This is a genomic window from Ruegeria sp. C6, from assembly GCF_056537625.1.
The window spans coordinates 117,240-133,955 of sequence record NZ_JBQFRW010000007.1; the positions used below are offsets into that span (position 1 = coordinate 117,240).

General features: G+C 56.9%; 13 protein-coding genes. 8 read left to right on the forward strand and 5 right to left on the reverse strand.

The annotated features are described in order from the left end of the window. Positions 1-91 precede the first annotated feature (91 nt). The 7 genes from ACR0MJ_RS18615 to ACR0MJ_RS18645 all read left to right on the forward strand — a co-directional run bounded on the left by ACR0MJ_RS18615 (position 92) and on the right by ACR0MJ_RS18645 (position 11,988). Positions 92-1,525, forward strand: coding sequence for an NAD(P)-dependent oxidoreductase (locus ACR0MJ_RS18615; protein WP_480762148.1), 1,434 nt, complete (start codon positions 92-94; stop codon positions 1,523-1,525). A gap of 109 nt (positions 1,526-1,634) precedes the next feature. After that, complete coding sequence (gene gltB / locus ACR0MJ_RS18620) at positions 1,635-6,167, forward strand: glutamate synthase large subunit (RefSeq protein WP_480762149.1); 4,533 nt, start codon at positions 1,635-1,637, stop codon at positions 6,165-6,167. A 185-nt stretch (positions 6,168-6,352) separates the two neighbouring features. Continuing rightward, a complete protein-coding gene (locus tag ACR0MJ_RS18625) occupies positions 6,353-7,303 on the forward strand; it encodes a Hint domain-containing protein (RefSeq protein ID WP_170627072.1) in 951 nt (316 codons plus the stop codon). Positions 7,304-7,341: 38 nt separating this feature from the next. Continuing rightward, positions 7,342-8,082: a monofunctional biosynthetic peptidoglycan transglycosylase gene (gene mtgA / locus ACR0MJ_RS18630; RefSeq protein WP_170598598.1), complete on the forward strand. Its 741-nt coding sequence runs from the start codon at positions 7,342-7,344 to the stop codon at positions 8,080-8,082. Between the two features lie 60 nt (positions 8,083-8,142). Continuing rightward, positions 8,143-8,808: an FtsZ-binding protein FzlA gene (gene fzlA / locus ACR0MJ_RS18635; protein WP_170399162.1), complete on the forward strand. Its 666-nt coding sequence runs from the start codon at positions 8,143-8,145 to the stop codon at positions 8,806-8,808. 76 nt (positions 8,809-8,884) lie between these two features. Then, complete coding sequence (gene queG / locus ACR0MJ_RS18640; RefSeq protein ID WP_480762150.1) at positions 8,885-9,922, forward strand: tRNA epoxyqueuosine(34) reductase QueG; 1,038 nt, start codon at positions 8,885-8,887, stop codon at positions 9,920-9,922. Between the two features lie 62 nt (positions 9,923-9,984). After that, entirely contained in the window at positions 9,985-11,988 is a 2,004-nt protein-coding gene (locus ACR0MJ_RS18645) for a hydantoinase/oxoprolinase family protein (protein WP_480762151.1), read from the forward strand. Positions 11,989-12,014: 26 nt separating this feature from the next. Here ACR0MJ_RS18645 and msrA read toward each other — a convergent pair whose 3' ends face one another. Together msrA and msrB are read right to left on the reverse strand one after the other, a co-directional pair. Further along, complete coding sequence (msrA, locus tag ACR0MJ_RS18650; protein ID WP_170408742.1) at positions 12,015-12,527, reverse strand: peptide-methionine (S)-S-oxide reductase MsrA; 513 nt, start codon at positions 12,525-12,527, stop codon at positions 12,015-12,017. Next, a complete protein-coding gene (msrB, locus tag ACR0MJ_RS18655) occupies positions 12,527-12,973 on the reverse strand; it encodes a peptide-methionine (R)-S-oxide reductase MsrB (protein ID WP_170399151.1) in 447 nt (148 codons plus the stop codon). Before msrB ends, msrA begins: the two co-directional genes overlap by 1 nt. A gap of 143 nt (positions 12,974-13,116) precedes the next feature. Between msrB and ACR0MJ_RS18660 the strand changes: the two genes are divergently transcribed. Further along, positions 13,117-13,638, forward strand: coding sequence for a glutathione peroxidase (locus ACR0MJ_RS18660; RefSeq protein ID WP_480762152.1), 522 nt, complete (start codon positions 13,117-13,119; stop codon positions 13,636-13,638). On the opposite strand, the gene ACR0MJ_RS18665 is transcribed toward ACR0MJ_RS18660, so the two are convergent. The 3 genes from ACR0MJ_RS18665 to ACR0MJ_RS18675 form a co-directional block, all read right to left on the reverse strand. Further along, complete coding sequence (locus ACR0MJ_RS18665; RefSeq protein WP_223117259.1) at positions 13,614-14,501, reverse strand: DMT family transporter; 888 nt, start codon at positions 14,499-14,501, stop codon at positions 13,614-13,616. The genes ACR0MJ_RS18660 and ACR0MJ_RS18665 overlap by 25 nt on opposite strands. A 182-nt stretch (positions 14,502-14,683) precedes the next feature. Next, positions 14,684-16,231 (reverse strand): hypothetical protein, encoded by a 1,548-nt coding sequence (locus ACR0MJ_RS18670; RefSeq protein WP_480762153.1) that lies wholly within the window; start codon positions 16,229-16,231, stop codon positions 14,684-14,686. Between the two features lie 174 nt (positions 16,232-16,405). After that, the gene (locus ACR0MJ_RS18675; RefSeq protein ID WP_010442901.1) at positions 16,406-16,693 is read right to left on the reverse strand and encodes an HU family DNA-binding protein; all 288 of its coding nucleotides are present in this window, start codon (positions 16,691-16,693) and stop codon (positions 16,406-16,408) included. Positions 16,694-16,716: the final 23 nt, after the last annotated feature.

Sequence of the window (16,716 nt, forward strand, 5' to 3'; positions counted from 1 at the left end):
TTTTCTCAATATAGGTCAGTACAGTTGACTTTTCATCCAGAATGACTTCACTTAAAGAACCCTGACCAAGCCAATTCATGGAGTCTGACCCGTGGCCAAGCAACCGATGCTGAAATTTGTGCAGATCGATCGTGTCATGCCTGAAAAGCGTGCCGCCAGTGACCGCAAAGAGGACTTCGATGAAATCTATGCCGAGTACGCCGCGGAGAAGGCGGCCGAACAGGCCAGCCGATGCAGCCAGTGCGGAGTGCCCTATTGCCAGTCCCATTGTCCGCTGCACAACAATATCCCTGATTGGCTGAACCTGACGGCAACCGGGCGGTTGGAAGAGGCGTATCAAACAAGCCAGGCTACCAACACTTTCCCTGAAATCTGCGGCCGCATCTGCCCACAGGACCGTCTGTGCGAAGGCAATTGCGTGATCGAGCAATCGGGCCACGGTACGGTCACCATCGGCTCGATCGAGAAATACATCACCGATACAGCCTGGGACAAAGGCTGGGTCAAACCCGTTCAGCCTCGTGCCGAGCGCGACGAAAGCGTGGGTATCATTGGCGGTGGTCCCGGAGGATTGGCAGCGGCGGATATGCTGCGCCGGGCGGGTATTCAGGTCACGGTCTATGATCGATATGACCGTGCGGGGGGGCTGCTGATGTACGGCATTCCCGGTTTCAAGCTGGAAAAGGATATCGTCCAACGCCGAAATGACCTGCTGGCAGATGGTGGTGTTGCATTTGAGCTGAACTGCGATGTGGACGCCGCGAAATTCGCGGAAATCCACGCGAAACATGATGCGGTGATTATTGCAACGGGCGTCTACAAATCCCGTGATCTGTCCATGCCCGGCAGCGGTCTGGGTGGGATTGAAAAGGCGATCGATTTTCTGACAGCCTCGAATCGCAAAAGTTTTGGCGATGCGGTTGATGACTTCGACAATGGCCGCCTGAACGCGGAAGGTAAGAAAGTGGTCGTCATCGGCGGGGGCGATACCGCAATGGATTGCGTGCGCACGTCGATTCGTCAGGGTGCGACGTCGGTCAAATGCCTCTATCGCCGCGACCGCGCCAATATGCCGGGCTCGCAGCGCGAGACCCAGAATGCCGAGGAAGAAGGCGTGATCTTCGAATGGCTTAGCGCACCCAAAGGCTTTACCGGCGATGAGCAAGTAAACGGTGTCATGGTGCAGAAGATGCGTCTGGGCCAGCCCGATGCCTCGGGCCGTCAGGCTCCCGAAGTGATTGAGGGCGCAGACTATGTCGAAGAGGCCGATCTGGTGATCAAGGCGCTTGGATTCGAACCCGAAGACCTGCCCACGCTGTTTGGTCAACCCGATCTACCCGTGACCCGCTGGGGTACAATCAAAGCTGCGTTCCAGACCGGTGCAACCGAGATGGAGGGCGTTTATGCCATCGGCGACATCGTGCGCGGTGCTTCGCTGGTGGTCTGGGCGATCCGTGACGGGCGCGATTGCGCAGATGCCATAATTGAGCGTTTTAACGTCAAATCCGCCATCGCAGCCGAGTGAAACAAAACGCAAAAGCAATTCGAAAAATCCCAGCGGGTATGCGTTCGAAAGCGAACGCCGACAGATGAACAAAAGCCTGTGTGCCCCCTTGGGAAGAAGGAGACAGCCAATGACCAAATATGATGCCGATTGGGTGCGGGCCGAAGAAGCCAAGCGCAAATGGATGGCAGAAAACGGTCTCTATTCAGAGGAAGAAGAACATTCCTCGTGCGGTGTGGGCCTTGTTGTGTCCGTCGATGGTAAGCCGTCACGCAAGGTGGTGGATGCCGGGATCGATGCGCTAAAGGCAATCTGGCATCGCGGCGCGGTGGATGCGGACGGTAAAACCGGGGATGGCGCAGGTATCCATGTGCAGATCCCGGTCCCATTCTTCTATGATCAGATTCGTCGCACGGGTCATGAACCAAACTTGGATGAACTGGTTGCTGTCGGTCAGGTTTTCCTGCCCCGCACAGATTTTGGCGCGCAGGAACAGTGCCGGACCATCGTGGAAACCGAAGTTCTACGCATGGGCTACTATATTTATGGCTGGCGACATGTGCCGGTTGATGTGACCTGTCTGGGCGAAAAGGCCAACGCGACCCGGCCCGAGATCGAGCAAATCCTGATCTCGAACTCCAAAGGCGTGGATGAAGAGACATTCGAGCGTGAGCTCTATGTCATTCGTCGCCGAATAGAAAAAGCGGCGCTGGCCGCAGGAATCTCGGGGCTATATCTGGCGTCGCTGTCTTGCCGGTCGATCATCTACAAAGGCATGATGCTGGCCGAGCAGGTCGCTGTTTTCTACCCCGACCTGATGGATGAGCGGTTCGAGTCCGCTTTTGCGATTTACCACCAGCGCTATTCGACCAACACGTTCCCGCAATGGTGGCTGGCCCAACCCTTCCGTATGTTGGCCCACAACGGTGAGATCAACACGCTGAAAGGCAACATCAACTGGATGAAAAGCCACGAGATCCGCATGACCTCGGATAGCTTTGGCGTCTATGCCGAGGATATCAAACCGATCATAGCGGGCGGATCGTCGGATTCCGCCGCATTAGACTCGGTATTCGAGGTCTTGGTGCGTGCTGGGCGCTCGGCGCCGATGGCGAAAACCATGCTGGTTCCGGAAAGCTGGTCCAAGCAAGCTATCGAGCTGCCGCAAAGCTGGCGCGACATGTATTCCTACTGCAATTCAGTGATGGAACCTTGGGATGGCCCTGCTGCGCTGGCAATGACGGATGGCCGCTGGGTGTGTGCCGGTTTGGATCGGAATGGTCTGCGCCCGATGCGCTATGTGGTAACCGGCGATGGTCTGGTCATCGCGGGGTCCGAGGCGGGTATGGTGCCGATTGATGAGGCCACCGTGACCGAAAAAGGCGCGCTGGGACCGGGCCAGATGCTGGCTGTCGATATGAAAAAGGGCAAGCTGTACCGCGACAAGCAGATCAAGGACAAACTGGCCCGAGCACTGCCGTTTGGCGACTGGGTCGGCAAGATCAACGATCTGGACGAGTCACTTGCGGGCGTGACGGAACACCCGAAATTCATCGGAGAAGAACTGCGCAAGCGTCAGATCGCGGCCGGGTATTCTGTAGAAGATCTAGAACAGATTCTTGCCCCGATGGCAGAGGACGGCAAAGAGGCGCTGGCTTCGATGGGGGATGATACGCCCTCGGCTGTTCTGTCCAAGCAATACCGCCCGCTTAGCCACTTTTTCCGGCAGAACTTCAGCCAGGTGACGAACCCTCCGATCGACAGTTTGCGTGAATACCGTGTGATGTCGCTGAAGACGCGGTTCGGCAACCTTAAGAACGTGCTGGACGAAGACAGCAGCCAGACCGAGATCATCGTTCTGGAAAGCCCCTTTGTCGGCAATGCACAATGGGACACCCTGGTCAATCAACTGGGTTCACCCCTTGCGGAGATCGATTGTAGCTTTGAACCCGGCCGAGGCGCTCTGAGCGCCGCCTTGGCACGTGTTAGAGCCGAAGCAGAGGAAGCCGTGCGCTCGGGCGCGGGTCACTTGGTTCTGTCTGACATGAATTCAGGGCAAGGTCGTGTGGCGATGCCGATGATCCTGGCCACCAGTGCTGTGCATTCGCATTTGACCCGTCAGGGTTTGCGGACCTTTTGTTCGCTGAACGTGCGGTCTGCTGAATGTGTTGATCCTCATTACTTTGCGGTTCTGATCGGCTGTGGCGCGACTGTTGTGAACGCCTATCTGGCCGAAGACTCACTGGCTGATCGCATTGACCGTGGTCTGCTGGACGGCACCCTGACCGAAAACGTTGCGCGCTATCGCGAAGCCATCGACCAGGGTCTGCTGAAGATCATGGCCAAGATGGGTATTTCGGTGATCTCGTCCTATCGCGGTGGTCTGAATTTCGAAGCCGTGGGTCTCAGCCGCGCTATGGTGGCCGAGTATTTCCCGGGCATGACCAGTCGAATCTCCGGCATCGGTGTCACCGGCATTCAGACCAAAGTCGAAGAAATTCATGCCAAGGCGTGGGACAGCGGTCTGGATGTTCTGCCCATCGGAGGTTTCTACAAAGCGCGTAAATCGGGTGAGACCCACGCGTGGGAAGCAACCTCAATGCACATGATGCAAATGGCCTGTAACCGCGCCTCATATGAGCTGTGGAAACAGTATTCGGCCAAGATGCAGTCCAATCCTCCGATTCACTTGCGCGATCTGATGGATTTCAAGCCGCTGGGCAAGCCGGTGCCGATCGAAGAGGTCGAATCGATCACTTCAATCCGCAAACGCTTTGTCACTCCAGGCATGTCGCTGGGCGCGCTCAGCCCCGAGGCGCACAAGACACTGAACGTGGCGATGAACCGGATTGGCGCGAAGTCGGATTCCGGCGAAGGTGGTGAAGACCCGGCGCATTTTGTGCCTGAACCCAATGGTGACAACCCGTCGGCCAAGATCAAACAGGTGGCCTCGGGCCGGTTCGGCGTGACCGCCGAATACCTGAACCAGTGCGAAGAGCTTGAGATCAAGGTCGCCCAAGGCGCGAAACCGGGTGAGGGCGGTCAGCTGCCGGGTATGAAAGTCACAGACCTGATCGCGCGTCTGCGGCATTCTACCAAGGGCGTTACGCTGATCTCGCCGCCGCCGCACCACGACATCTACTCGATCGAGGATTTGGCGCAGCTGATCTATGACCTGAAACAGATCAACCCGCGTTGCAAAGTGACGGTTAAGCTGGTGGCGTCCTCGGGCGTTGGCACGATTGCTGCCGGTGTGGCCAAGGCGAAAGCCGATATTATCCTTATTTCGGGTCACAATGGCGGCACTGGGGCCTCACCTGCGACCAGCATCAAATATGCCGGCCTGCCATGGGAAATGGGCCTGACCGAAGCCCATCAGGTTCTGGCGATGAACAACCTGCGCGACCGTGTGACTCTGCGGACCGATGGTGGCCTGCGCACTGGTCGCGACATCGTCATGGCCGCGATGATGGGCGCTGAGGAATACGGCATCGGTACCGCCGCCCTGATCGCAATGGGCTGTATCATGGTGCGTCAGTGCCAGTCGAACACCTGTCCGGTGGGCGTGTGTACGCAGGACGAATCGTTGCGTGCCAAGTTTACTGGTAACGCGGACAAGGTGGTGAATCTGATCACCTTCTACGCACAGGAAGTGCGAGAACTGCTGGCTAGCCTCGGCGCACGCTCGATTGACGAAATCATCGGTCGTGCTGATCTGCTAGCACAGGTCAGCCGCGGATCGGCGCATCTGGATGATCTGGACCTCAACCCGCTGTTGATCACCGTCGATGGCGCACATGATATCGTCTACAACCGCGACAAGGATCGTAATGCAGTGCCGGATACGCTGGATGCCGAGATTGTGCGCGATGCGGCGCGCTTCCTGAAAGACGGTGAGAAGATGCAACTATCTTACGCGGTGCAGAACACGCATCGGACCGTGGGTACACGTGTCTCAAGCCACATCGTCCAGAATTTCGGCATGCGGAACACGTTCCAGGACGATCACTTGCATGTGAAGCTGCAGGGTTCGGCGGGCCAGTCACTGGGGGCTTTTGCCGCTCCGGGTCTCAAGCTGGAGGTCTCGGGTGATGCCAACGACTATGTCGGCAAGGGGCTTTCGGGCGGCATGATCGTCGTACGTCCGCCGCAGGTGAGCCCGCTCAAGGCGGAATATAACACCATCATTGGCAACACCGTCCTATACGGTGCCACCGATGGCCACCTATTTGCGGCAGGCCGCGCAGGTGAGCGGTTCGCGGTGCGAAATTCAGGTGCCAGAGTGGTAATCGAAGGCTGCGGCTCGAATGGATGTGAATACATGACCGGCGGTGTTGCGGTTATTCTCGGCGATATCGGTGCCAACTTTGGTGCGGGGATGACGGGTGGTATGGCTTATCTGTACGACCCCGAAGGCAAGGCCGAAGCGCTGATGAACATGGAGACGCTTGTCACCTGTCCGGTGACAGTGGACCATTGGGAAGATCAGCTGAAAGCAATGATCGAGCGCCATGTCGCGGAAACCAATAGCCGCAAAGCCATTGATATCTTACAGCATTGGGATGTGGAAAAGACCAACTTCCTGCAGGTTTGCCCGAAAGAGATGTTGAACAAGCTCAGTCATCCTTTGACCACCGAAGTGGCGGCGGTTCCTGCAGAATAGGTCTTGAGAGATCTAAATCTTTGGCCCGGCGTGTCGTTCCCAACACGCCGGGTATTCTTTTGTCTGGCCATATTGTTTCCAATTCTTGTGTAATGCCGTGCATAACGCCTAGCTTTAGTCATAGTTTATTCGGGAAATGCAGGCATGCTGCTATCCCAATGATGTGAGTGAAGTGGAATATCGGTGTGCCCACGACGTATACAGACCAGTTTTTTGTGCTCGACCCGGCCAATCCGGGTGCGAACGGAACCGTTGTTGGATCCACGCTGAACGTCGAGTTCTTTGATATCATCGATCAGAATGACGATGATCTGATCAACCGGCTGAATGGAGACTCGGTTGACGGATCTGATATCACTGCGTCTTACTTCAATGATATGGTGACGATCGAGTTGCCGGGTGGTGCGCAGGTTACATATACCGGCGTTACCTTCTACCTTGCTGACGGGCGCGAGGTTTTTACCCCAACAGACGGATCGGTTCTGCAGCAAGGCACGTTTGTTTCTTCTTCAGTCACCGATTTTAGCGATGATGGGGCTTCGTTTGGTTCGGTCGATATCGCCAACGGTGATCTCGGTCCGCCCTGCTTTACGCCCGGCACATTGATTGAAACCCCCGATGGGCCCCGGCCGGTCGAGGACCTGAAACTTGGAGATCTGGTTACGACCGCGGATAGCGGCGCTAAACCTGTGCTCTGGATTGGTCGTACCAAGGTAGCAGCCGAGGGTAAACTGGCCCCAATTCGGTTCGAGACAGGGATGTTCGGGCTCACGCGCCCTCTGCTTGTTTCGCCGCAGCACAGGATGCTGATCGATGATTGGCGTGCACCCTACCTGTTTGGCCATGAAGAAGTTCTGATCGCTGCCCATTGTCTTGTGAACGGAACAACAGTCACGCGTGTCGAAGGGGGCGAGGTGGATTATATCCACATTCTGTTCCGGCGACATGAGATCGTGTTCGCCAATGGCGCCAAAAGTGAAAGCTACTACCCGGGACATGCACTGACCCAGGCCGAGCGTCGGACGCAAGCAGAAGTATTGGCCTTGTTCCCGGAGTTGGCGGCGCGCGGAGCAGCCTCAGTCAGAACTGCACGCCCGGTTGTGCGACCGCGCGACGGACAGATGTTGTCGAAATAATCCGTTTCAAATACGCCCTTCGCGGCGTATAGCAAGGCATGGCAAAAAAAGCAGTCCGCAAACCGCGCGGTAAGAAAAAGAAGGCGTCCAGATCAAACAAAACAACAGGCCCCATCGCTCGGATACGGCGCTGGGCCCTTCGTGTTGTTCTGGCGATGGTCGTGGCTTTTGTGTCTTTGGTTCTGATCTATTCAGTCGTGAACCCGCCGGTCACGCATACGATCTGGTCCGAGTGGCGTCGGCTTGGGAAGGTTGATCGCGAGTGGGTGCCGATCGAAGAGATTGCACCGATCATGGCGCGGTCGGTCGTAGCAGCCGAGGATGCCAACTTCTGCCTGCATTGGGGCTTTGATGTCGAAGCGATCCGCGATGCGCTGGAAGATGGCGGCAGCCGGGGTGCATCGACCATCACGCAGCAGGTGGTCAAGAATGTATTTCTCTGGCAAGGGCGCAGCTGGGTCCGCAAGGCGCTTGAAACCTCGATGACTCCGGTTGTTGAAATCGTCTGGAGCAAGCAGCGCATTCTCGAAGTGTATCTGAACGTCGCGGAAACCGGACAAGGGATCTTTGGCGTCGAGGCCGCGGCGCAGAAGTACTATGGGGTAAGTGCGGCAAAGATGTCTCCGACACAAGCGGCGCGTGTGGCGGCGATTCTGCCATCGCCGCGCAACCGGTCGGTTACGGATCCATCGGTGCGGACCCGCAGGCGTGCCGCGTCAATTCTGGATGGAGCGGCCACCATCCGCGCAGATGGACGCGCCGCGTGTTTCGAGGATTGAAACCCAGACCCCTCAGCGGCTAAAGCTTGAAGGGTACTCTACTGGTTCGAATGGAAGTTCATGGCGCGTCTGTTTCACGTCCCCCTCTCGCCCTATTGCCGCAAGGTTCGCCTGTCTCTGGCCGAAAAGAAGATCGAGGTTGAGCTGGTCGAAGAACGATACTGGGAACAGGACCCGGATTTTTTGCGCCGCAACCCGGCGGGTAAGGTTCCTGTGCTGCGACTGGATGGTCAGATCATGGCCGAGAGCGCCGCGATCTGCGAATATATCGAAGAGACCCGACCCGAGCCACCCTTGATGCCTAAAAAAGCCGAAGCACGTTATGAGGTGCGGCGTTTGGTAGGCTGGTTTGATGACAAGTTTCACCACGAGGTGACCTCAAAGCTACTCTATGAGCGGGTGAACAAGAAAGTAACGGGGCAAGGCTATCCGGACAGCAAGAACGTCAAGGAAGGCGCGCGCGCGATCAAGTATCATCTGGATTATATGGCCTGGCTGCTGGATCACCGTCGCTGGCTGGCCGGAGATCAGATGACATTGGCCGATTTCGCCGCGGCGGCGCATCTGTCGGCGCTGGATTACATTTCGGACGTAGATTGGAACCGAAGCTCTGCGGTGAAGGACTGGTACGCCAAGATCAAATCCCGCCCGGCGTTCCGCTCGATTCTGGCGGATCAGGTTCCGGGATTCCGGCCACCGCCACATTACGCGGATCTGGATTTCTGATAGATTGAGGGGTAGGGGGCTGTCCGCCCCCTCTTGGCCATTGGGTCAATTCACCCCCGAAGGTATTTTTGGCCAGATGAAGAGCGGATCGGAGTTGAAACAGCGGTTGGTGGAGCAAGCCTTGTCTGAGGGGTTTGTCGCCTGTCGGGTTTGTCGTCCTTGGGATGTGCCCCTTGTTTCCGAACGGTTGGATGCCTTTCTACAAGCCGGATATCATGGCCAGATGGGCTGGATGGCTGAGCGGGCTCATTGGCGCGGTGATCCGTCTGTGCTGTGGCCTGACGCGCGGTCGGTGATCATGCTTGCGGAGAGCTATACGCCCGAGCATGACCCGACTGCGGTGCTGGCGCATTCCAACTTGGGCGCCATTTCGGTTTATGCGCAGAACAAGGATTATCACGATCTGGTTAAGAAGCGCCTCAAACGATTGGCGCGCTGGCTGATTGCCGAGGGTGGGGGTGAAGTGAAGGTGTTTGTCGATACTGCTCCGGTGCCAGAGAAGGCGCTGGGGCAGGCCGCTGGGCTGGGGTGGCAGGGCAAGCATACCAATCTTGTCAGTCAGGATTGGGGAAATTGGGCCTTTTTAGGGTCTGTTTTCACAACTTTGGATTTGCCTGTGGATGGCGCTGAGGTCGACCATTGTGGCTCATGCCGCGCGTGTTTGACGGCCTGTCCGACCGACGCGTTTCCGGCACCGTATCAGTTGGATGCGCGGCGCTGTATTTCGTATCTGACCATCGAGCATAAGGGGCCGGTGGAGGAAGAGTTGCGCGCGCTGTTGGGCAACCGAATCTATGGCTGCGATGATTGTCTCGCGGCCTGCCCGTGGAACAAGTTTGCGGTCGCGGCCAGTGACCTTCGCTATGCGGCGCGGGAGGAGCTAAAGGCACCTCCGTTGGCGGAACTGGCGCAGCTGGATGATACAGCATTCCGCGCGATGTTCTCGGGCTCGCCGATAAAGCGGATCGGCCGGAATCGGTTCGTGCGGAACGTGCTTTATGCGATTGGGAACTCAGCGGTGCCGGCGTTACTGCCGGTTGCGCAGGCGCTGACCGATGATCCGGATCCGACCGTGGCTGATGCAGCGCGCTGGGCGGCATCCCGGTTGTCGTAAACAGGCTGGACGCGCCGCAGGAAAACGCTACACCCGGTTCTGGCGAACAGATGGAGGACCCGATGGCGTTGGCTTTGGGGGTGGATACGGGCGGAACCTATACGGATGCGGTGCTGATCCGGGATGAGCGCGAGGTGATCGCGTCGGCCAAATCGCTGACTACACGAGCGGATCTAGCGATTGGTGTGGGCCGCGCGGTTTCTGCTGTGCTAGAGACGGCTGATGTGTCTCCGGATCAGATTGGGATGGCATCGTTATCGACAACGCTGGCCACCAATGCGTTGGTCGAAGGCCAGGGCGGGCGCGTGGCGTTGATCTATGTCGGGTTTCGGGAAAGCGACCTTGAGAAACACGGTCTAAGAGAGGCGTTGAAGGGCGATCCGGCTTTGGTTCTGGCCGGGGGGCACAACCATGCCGGGGGTCAGGTCGCCGAATTGGATGTTGCAGGGCTTGAGGCCTTTCTAGACTCACATTCAGGCATTTCCGGTTATGCGGTTGCAGCACAGTTCGCGACCAGAAATCCGGCGCATGAACTGGAAGTGGCGCGCGTGATTTCCGAGCGTACGGGTGTGCCGGTCACGTGCTCTCATCATCTGTCGGCCAAGCTGAATGGGCCAAAGCGTGCAGTGACCGCCGTGCTGAATGCACGATTGATCGGGATGATCGACCGCTTGATCGGGCGCGCGCAGGATCAGTTGCGCGCGCAGGGCATCACCGCCCCAATGATGGTTGTGCGCGGGGATGGCGCTTTGATGAGCGCCGAGCAGGCGCGGGAGCGTCCGATTGAAACGATCCTAAGTGGCCCTGCGGCCTCTATCGTTGGCGCGCGCTGGCTGACCGAAGCTGAGAACGCGCTGGTGTCCGATATCGGCGGGACCACAACCGACGTCGCGCTGATCAGAGATGGCAAACCTGCCATCGACCCCGCAGGCGCGCAGGTTGGCGGTTTCAGGACCATGGTTGAAGCGGTTGCGATGCGGACTCATGGTTTGGGCGGTGACAGTCAGGTGCATGTGGTGACCGAAGGCTTGGGCGGCGGTGTCTTCCTTGGGCCGCGTCGGGTGCTGCCGGTGTCGCTGATCGCAGCTGAGGCCCCGGATGTGGTACATGCGGCATTGGATGAGCAATTGCGGGCGACGACTGTAGGTGAACATGACACGAGGTTTGCCCGTCGTGTGCCGGGTATCCCCGCCGATGGTGTCGGGGCGCGTGAATCAGTGTTGCTAGACCGGTTGGAGGATCGTGTTGTGCCGCTCAGCAGTCTGTTGCAAACCCGGATGGAGCATGGGGCACTGGGTCGTTTGGTGGATCGCGGGATCGTACAGGTCTCGGGTGTCACCCCTTCGGATGCCAGCCATGCTCTGGGGCGGCTTGCGGATTGGGACTGCTCGGCAGCGCTCAAGGCGCTGGAACTGATGGCGCGTAAGCGGGTTGGATCAGGGGACAGGCTGGCAGTATCGCCTGAAGCGCTGGCTCAGATTATCGTTGATCAGTTGACGGAACAAACCGCATTGACCTTGTTAGAGACTGCTTTTGCCGAGGAAAGCCATGGGTTTGACCAGCCTGCAAGAGATCTGGCCCGGCATGTTCTGACGCAGCGCGGGCTGGCGAAACACCGTGGGTTGTTGGCATTGGATGCCGCGCTGAATGTGGATGTGGTGGGCCTTGGGGCTTCGGCCCCCAGCTATTACCCGGCAGTCGGAGAGCGGTTGCATTGCAAGATGGTCCTGCCAGAGCATGCCGGTGTTGCAAATGCCATCGGTGCGGTTGTCGGGCGGCTGACCCTTCGGCGTGCCGGTTCAGTTACGTCCCCGGCCGAAGGCCGCTATCGGGTACATCTGGAAGAGGGGCCGCAGGATTTCTCGGACTCGAATTCCGCTCTACAGTTGCTTGAAGATGTGCTGCGCAACGAGGCTGAGGGCGCGGTGCGCCAAGCAGGTGCCGAGGATATACGCGTGACAGTCGACCGCGATATCCGCACCGCCAAGATTGAGGCGCAAGAAGTATTCGTCGAAGCGTTGATCACGGTTGAGGCGAGCGGACGACCTCGGGTGGCGGTCGGATAGCCCCGCAAGGGGCTATACCGCGCTTATCATTCTGCCGCACTGGAGCGTTTTGGCAGCACCCAGTCCGGGCGCGGGAAATGGCAGGTGTATCCGTTGGGGATGCGCTCTAGGTAATCTTGATGCTCGGGCTCGGCTTCCCAGAAATCGCCGACGGGTTCGACTTCGGTCACCACATTGCCGGGCCAAATGCCGCTGGCGTTGACATCGGCAATTGTATCTTCGGCCACCTGTTTCTGGGCATCGTCCACATAGTAGATCGCCGAGCGATAACTCATTCCGCGGTCATTGCCCTGACGATTCAGGGTGGTCGGGTCGTGGATCTGAAAAAAGAACTCTAGCAGATCGCGATAGGTGATTTGGGTCGGGTCGAACCAGATTTCGATCCCTTCAGCATGGGTGCCGTGGTTGCGATAAGTTGCGTTTGGCACATCGCCGCCGGTGTACCCGACGCGGGTGCGCGAGACGCCGGGCAATTTGCGGATCAGGTCCTGCATGCCCCAAAAGCAGCCTCCAGCCAGAACGGCGCGTTCATCGGTCATCAGATATCCTCCACATGGATCAGAAATTCGCCATACCCTTCGGCCTCCATCTCGTCGCGATGAATGAACCGCAGCGAGGCGGAATTGATGCAATAGCGTAGCCCGCCGTGTTCGCGGGGGCCATCGGGAAACACGTGGCCCAGGTGGCTGTCGCCGTGTTTCGAGCGGACCTCGGTCCGGATCATGCCATGAGTGGTGTCGCGAAACTCTTCGACATGTTCATGTATGATTGGCTTGGTGAAACTGGGCCAGCCGCAGCCGGATTCGTATTTGTGGGTCGAGGCGAACAACGGCTCGCCCGAGACGATATCCACGTAGATGCCCGGTTCCTTGTTGTTCAACAGCTTGCCAGTGCCCGGGCGTTCGGTGCCGCTGCGCTGGGTGACGTGAAATTCTTCAGGTGAGAGGGCCGCAATGACCTCGGGGTCTTTGGTATAACGGGACATGGATCCTCCGGTGTTTGAATGATGATGTCCTATTTGGGCATAGATGCGCAGGAATCAAAACCATATTACAGCGCGCTCGCGGGTCTGTGCAGTTGATCCAAACGAATGCACAGCGCGTATGATTTACAACAGGAGGTGAAGTGATGTTCCGTATGGCTCTGTTGACTGCTCTGATCTTGTTGAGCAAAGCCCTTCAGGCGGCACCACTGACGGGCGAATTTTCATCAATCGATGGTGGGACAATATCACTGGAAGACTGGCGCGGACAGCCCGTGCTTGTGGTCAACACGGCGTCGCTTTGCGGCTTTACCGGACAATACGCAGCGTTGCAGGAGCTGCACGAAACATATGAAGAACGCGGGCTGGTGGTACTGGCGGTCCCGTCGAATTCGTTCAAACAAGAGCTGGCGTCGTCGAAAGAGGTCAAGAATTTTTGCGAACTAAATTATGACCTTACGCTTCCGATGACGGATATCACTCCAGTGAAAGGTTCGGATGCCCATCCGTTTTACCGAGCTGTTGCTGCGCAGACTGGCTTTGTCCCGAAATGGAACTTTAACAAAGTGCTGATTGGCCCCGAGGGTGAGGTCGTTGCCACCTATGGGTCAAGCACCAAGCCAAATGCGCCTAAATTGATAGATCAGGTCGAGGCGTTACTGCGCTGACCGGGTTCGCGCGACAGCTGTACGGCAAGAATTCCCAGCGTTGTGATCAGAACCCCCACCGCATCCAATGGGCCCAACTTCTCACCCAGTAAAATGGCGGCGATGGTCACGCCGAATACCGGGTTGAGGAAATGGAACGTTGCTGCACGGATCGGGCCGATGCGATCCAGTAGCAGGAACCAGATGAAAGTTGCCAGAAGGCCCGGGAATAGCGTGGTGTAGGTAAAAGCCAGCACAAAAGGCAGTGTGGCGTGGATATGAATAGACTCGAACACCGGGGCGGCGAGAAACAGCACCGCCGATCCGATAAGCATCTGCAGCCCAACCACCATCATGAAGTTACCGCCCGAAGTCGCCCCCCGAACAGCCAGGGTGGCAAAGGTCAGCGCCAGCGCCCCGATTCCGCAGAGCAGAACCCCGAACAGATCGACACCAGCGTTAATCCGGCTACCCATGATTAGCGCGACACCGACAAAACCTGCCAGCAAGCCGACGATGCCCAGCGGGCGTATCCGCTCACCCAATAGCAGCCAGCCGGCTAGGGCTACCAGCAGGGGCATAGTCGAGGCGATGATCGCCGCGACCGAAGCCTCGACTGTCTGCATCGCATAGAAGTTTAGACCCAAATAAAGGGCATTTTGGCAGATTCCGAACAGAATAGTGGCGCGCCATTGGTTGCGAGTCAGGCGCCAGCTTTGCCCCATGGCGCGTGCGATCGCCACGCCAATTAGTCCCGAAATCAGAAATCGCAGCGCCAACGAGAACAAAGGCGAGGCATCGGCAACGATGATCCGCGCCGAGCTGAAGGCCGAAGACCAGATGAGGGCGAAAACAAGCCCCATGGCGATGGCGCGCAGGTCCATTACGGCCTCCTGATGAAATTCGGGCGACTGTTCCTGATTTTAACATGAGCTGCAAGGACCCATTGCGTCGAATAGCGGGGTCGCCCGATAGTTGGCATCAATGAGCTTGCGCGCAATGAGAATGAGCAGAGCTTTTTGTAGAAAAGCGCTGCTCATCATTATGATTCAGCTTGTCGCTTGATTCAGGCGAAAAAGCTAAGATCGTCCATCGAGAACCAACCCGCGTTCTCGACATGGTCATTGGTAATTTCACCTCCCGATGCAACGAACTCGACGTGATCAAAATCGCGCCAGTCAAACTCGTGTGTGACGTGATCGAATGTCAGATCGACCTCTGCGGAGTGCAACAGCTCATCGCCATTATAGGCATTGATTGTGACTTGGTTTGCCCAGTTCGCTTCAGGAATATACGTGGTGTCCGATCTGGAAGCATTGGCCAAGGAAACGCTGTTGAAGTTGAATTCTTCGCCATCGCTTTTGGAGAAGCCAACCGTTGCCCCCCAGGAATTGAATGCCTCCAGGTCTGGGTCGGGGTTTGAGCCACCGTATTCGTATGGGGTTAGAATGCCATCAGTGTTGCTCTGCCCTTTGCTAACACTTGCAATAAATGCACCATTCAGCACCTGATCACTGTCATTGATGCGGGTTCCGTCATTGAAATCCAGCACGAACTCTTCAAGCGGGTCAGGCGCGGTCAGTTCCGGGAAGTATTGGAACAAGGATTCAGGGATGTCCTCGACCTTTTCATACAAAGAAATCTCTTTCCCGCCTGCGTCTGGATAGCTGGTGACCTTCAATGCCCAAGAAGCACTGTCGTCCCCGTCCAGTTGCAGCACGTCAGAACGTTTTCCATCCGCATAAAGTGTAACGGTTACGTCCCCATTATCTTTCTCCAGCCGACGTTCCGAGATTTGTCCGTCCTGATAGGCGGTCGTGATCGAATCCCAGGATTTCGCATCCAGCTCATCAGTCTGGCTGATGCTGACGCGCTGGCCATTTGACCAGATCTCGTGTTTCACGACTCCATTGTCATATGTCGTTGTCTTTTCAGATTTCTTTCCACTGCCATCAAATGAGGTGCTGATGGTTTCCCACGACTTAATGTCGCTTCCGTTTGTCTGCGTTACGTTGCTACGCTGTCCGTCTGTCCACGTTTCCTGTTTGACAATTCCATTGTCATAGGTGGTCGTCCGTCCGGTTGTCTCTCCGTTGACATCGAAGAACGTGTCGATCCGATCCCAGGATTTGGTTTGTAGAAAGTCCTGAACAGTACTGAAATGACCGGGCGCGAAGGCTTCAACCGTCCGGGCACCATTATCGTTTGTTATCGTGCGGCCTATGATATTGCCCGACGCATCATAGCGTAGAACGATCTGGTCCCAGGGTTTTGCACCGTCTCCGAAAAACCCATCTTGGATGAGAATCTCATCCGGAACACCATTTTGAAAGGTCTCGGTCACGCGGATACTGTCTGGATAAACCGTTCCGCGTTCGGTCATTATGCCATTGGCGTCATAGTCAATGAACCGATTATCAAAGCCCAATGCCTCTTCTGTTCCGACATAAAATTCCTGACGCAAAACGCCGTCTTCGTAAGTCCCGAAGACCTCGTATCCGGCATCAAAAGTCGTCCGCGTTGCAACGACAACATCGTCTTCAATCGTGTATTGGATGTCTGCCCAGTCGAATTGATTTTCTGTATCGAATTCAGTGGTTTGATATCGTGCCATAAATCGAGATTCCTCAATAATACTTCCCATTAAGCGAGTGGATGAGGAACATGACACAACTATGGCGATAGCGGCAAAAACTCGATATTAATCAGATGCTTACATAACTTATTCAGACAAAAAAAGGGCCGCCCGGTGGCGACCCCTTCGATCTTGCGATCTGTCTTCGGCGAATTAGCCGTTGACGCTGTCTTTCAGAGCTTTCGCGATGGTCATTTTGACCACTTTGTCGGCTTCTTTCTTGAACTGCTCGCCGGTGGCGGGGTTGCGCACCATGCGCTCGGGGCGCTCGCGGCAGTAGATTTTGCCAACGCCGGGCAGGGTGACTGCACCACCGGCCGAAACTTCGCGAGTGATAAGGCCGGTCATGGCCTCCAGCGCGGCATTTGCGGATTTCTTGTCAGTTCCCATTTCCTCAGCGAGAGCAGCCACCAGCTGAGTCTTTGTCATAGGCTTTGCCATTTCTTGGTCTCCTTAACGTGCCC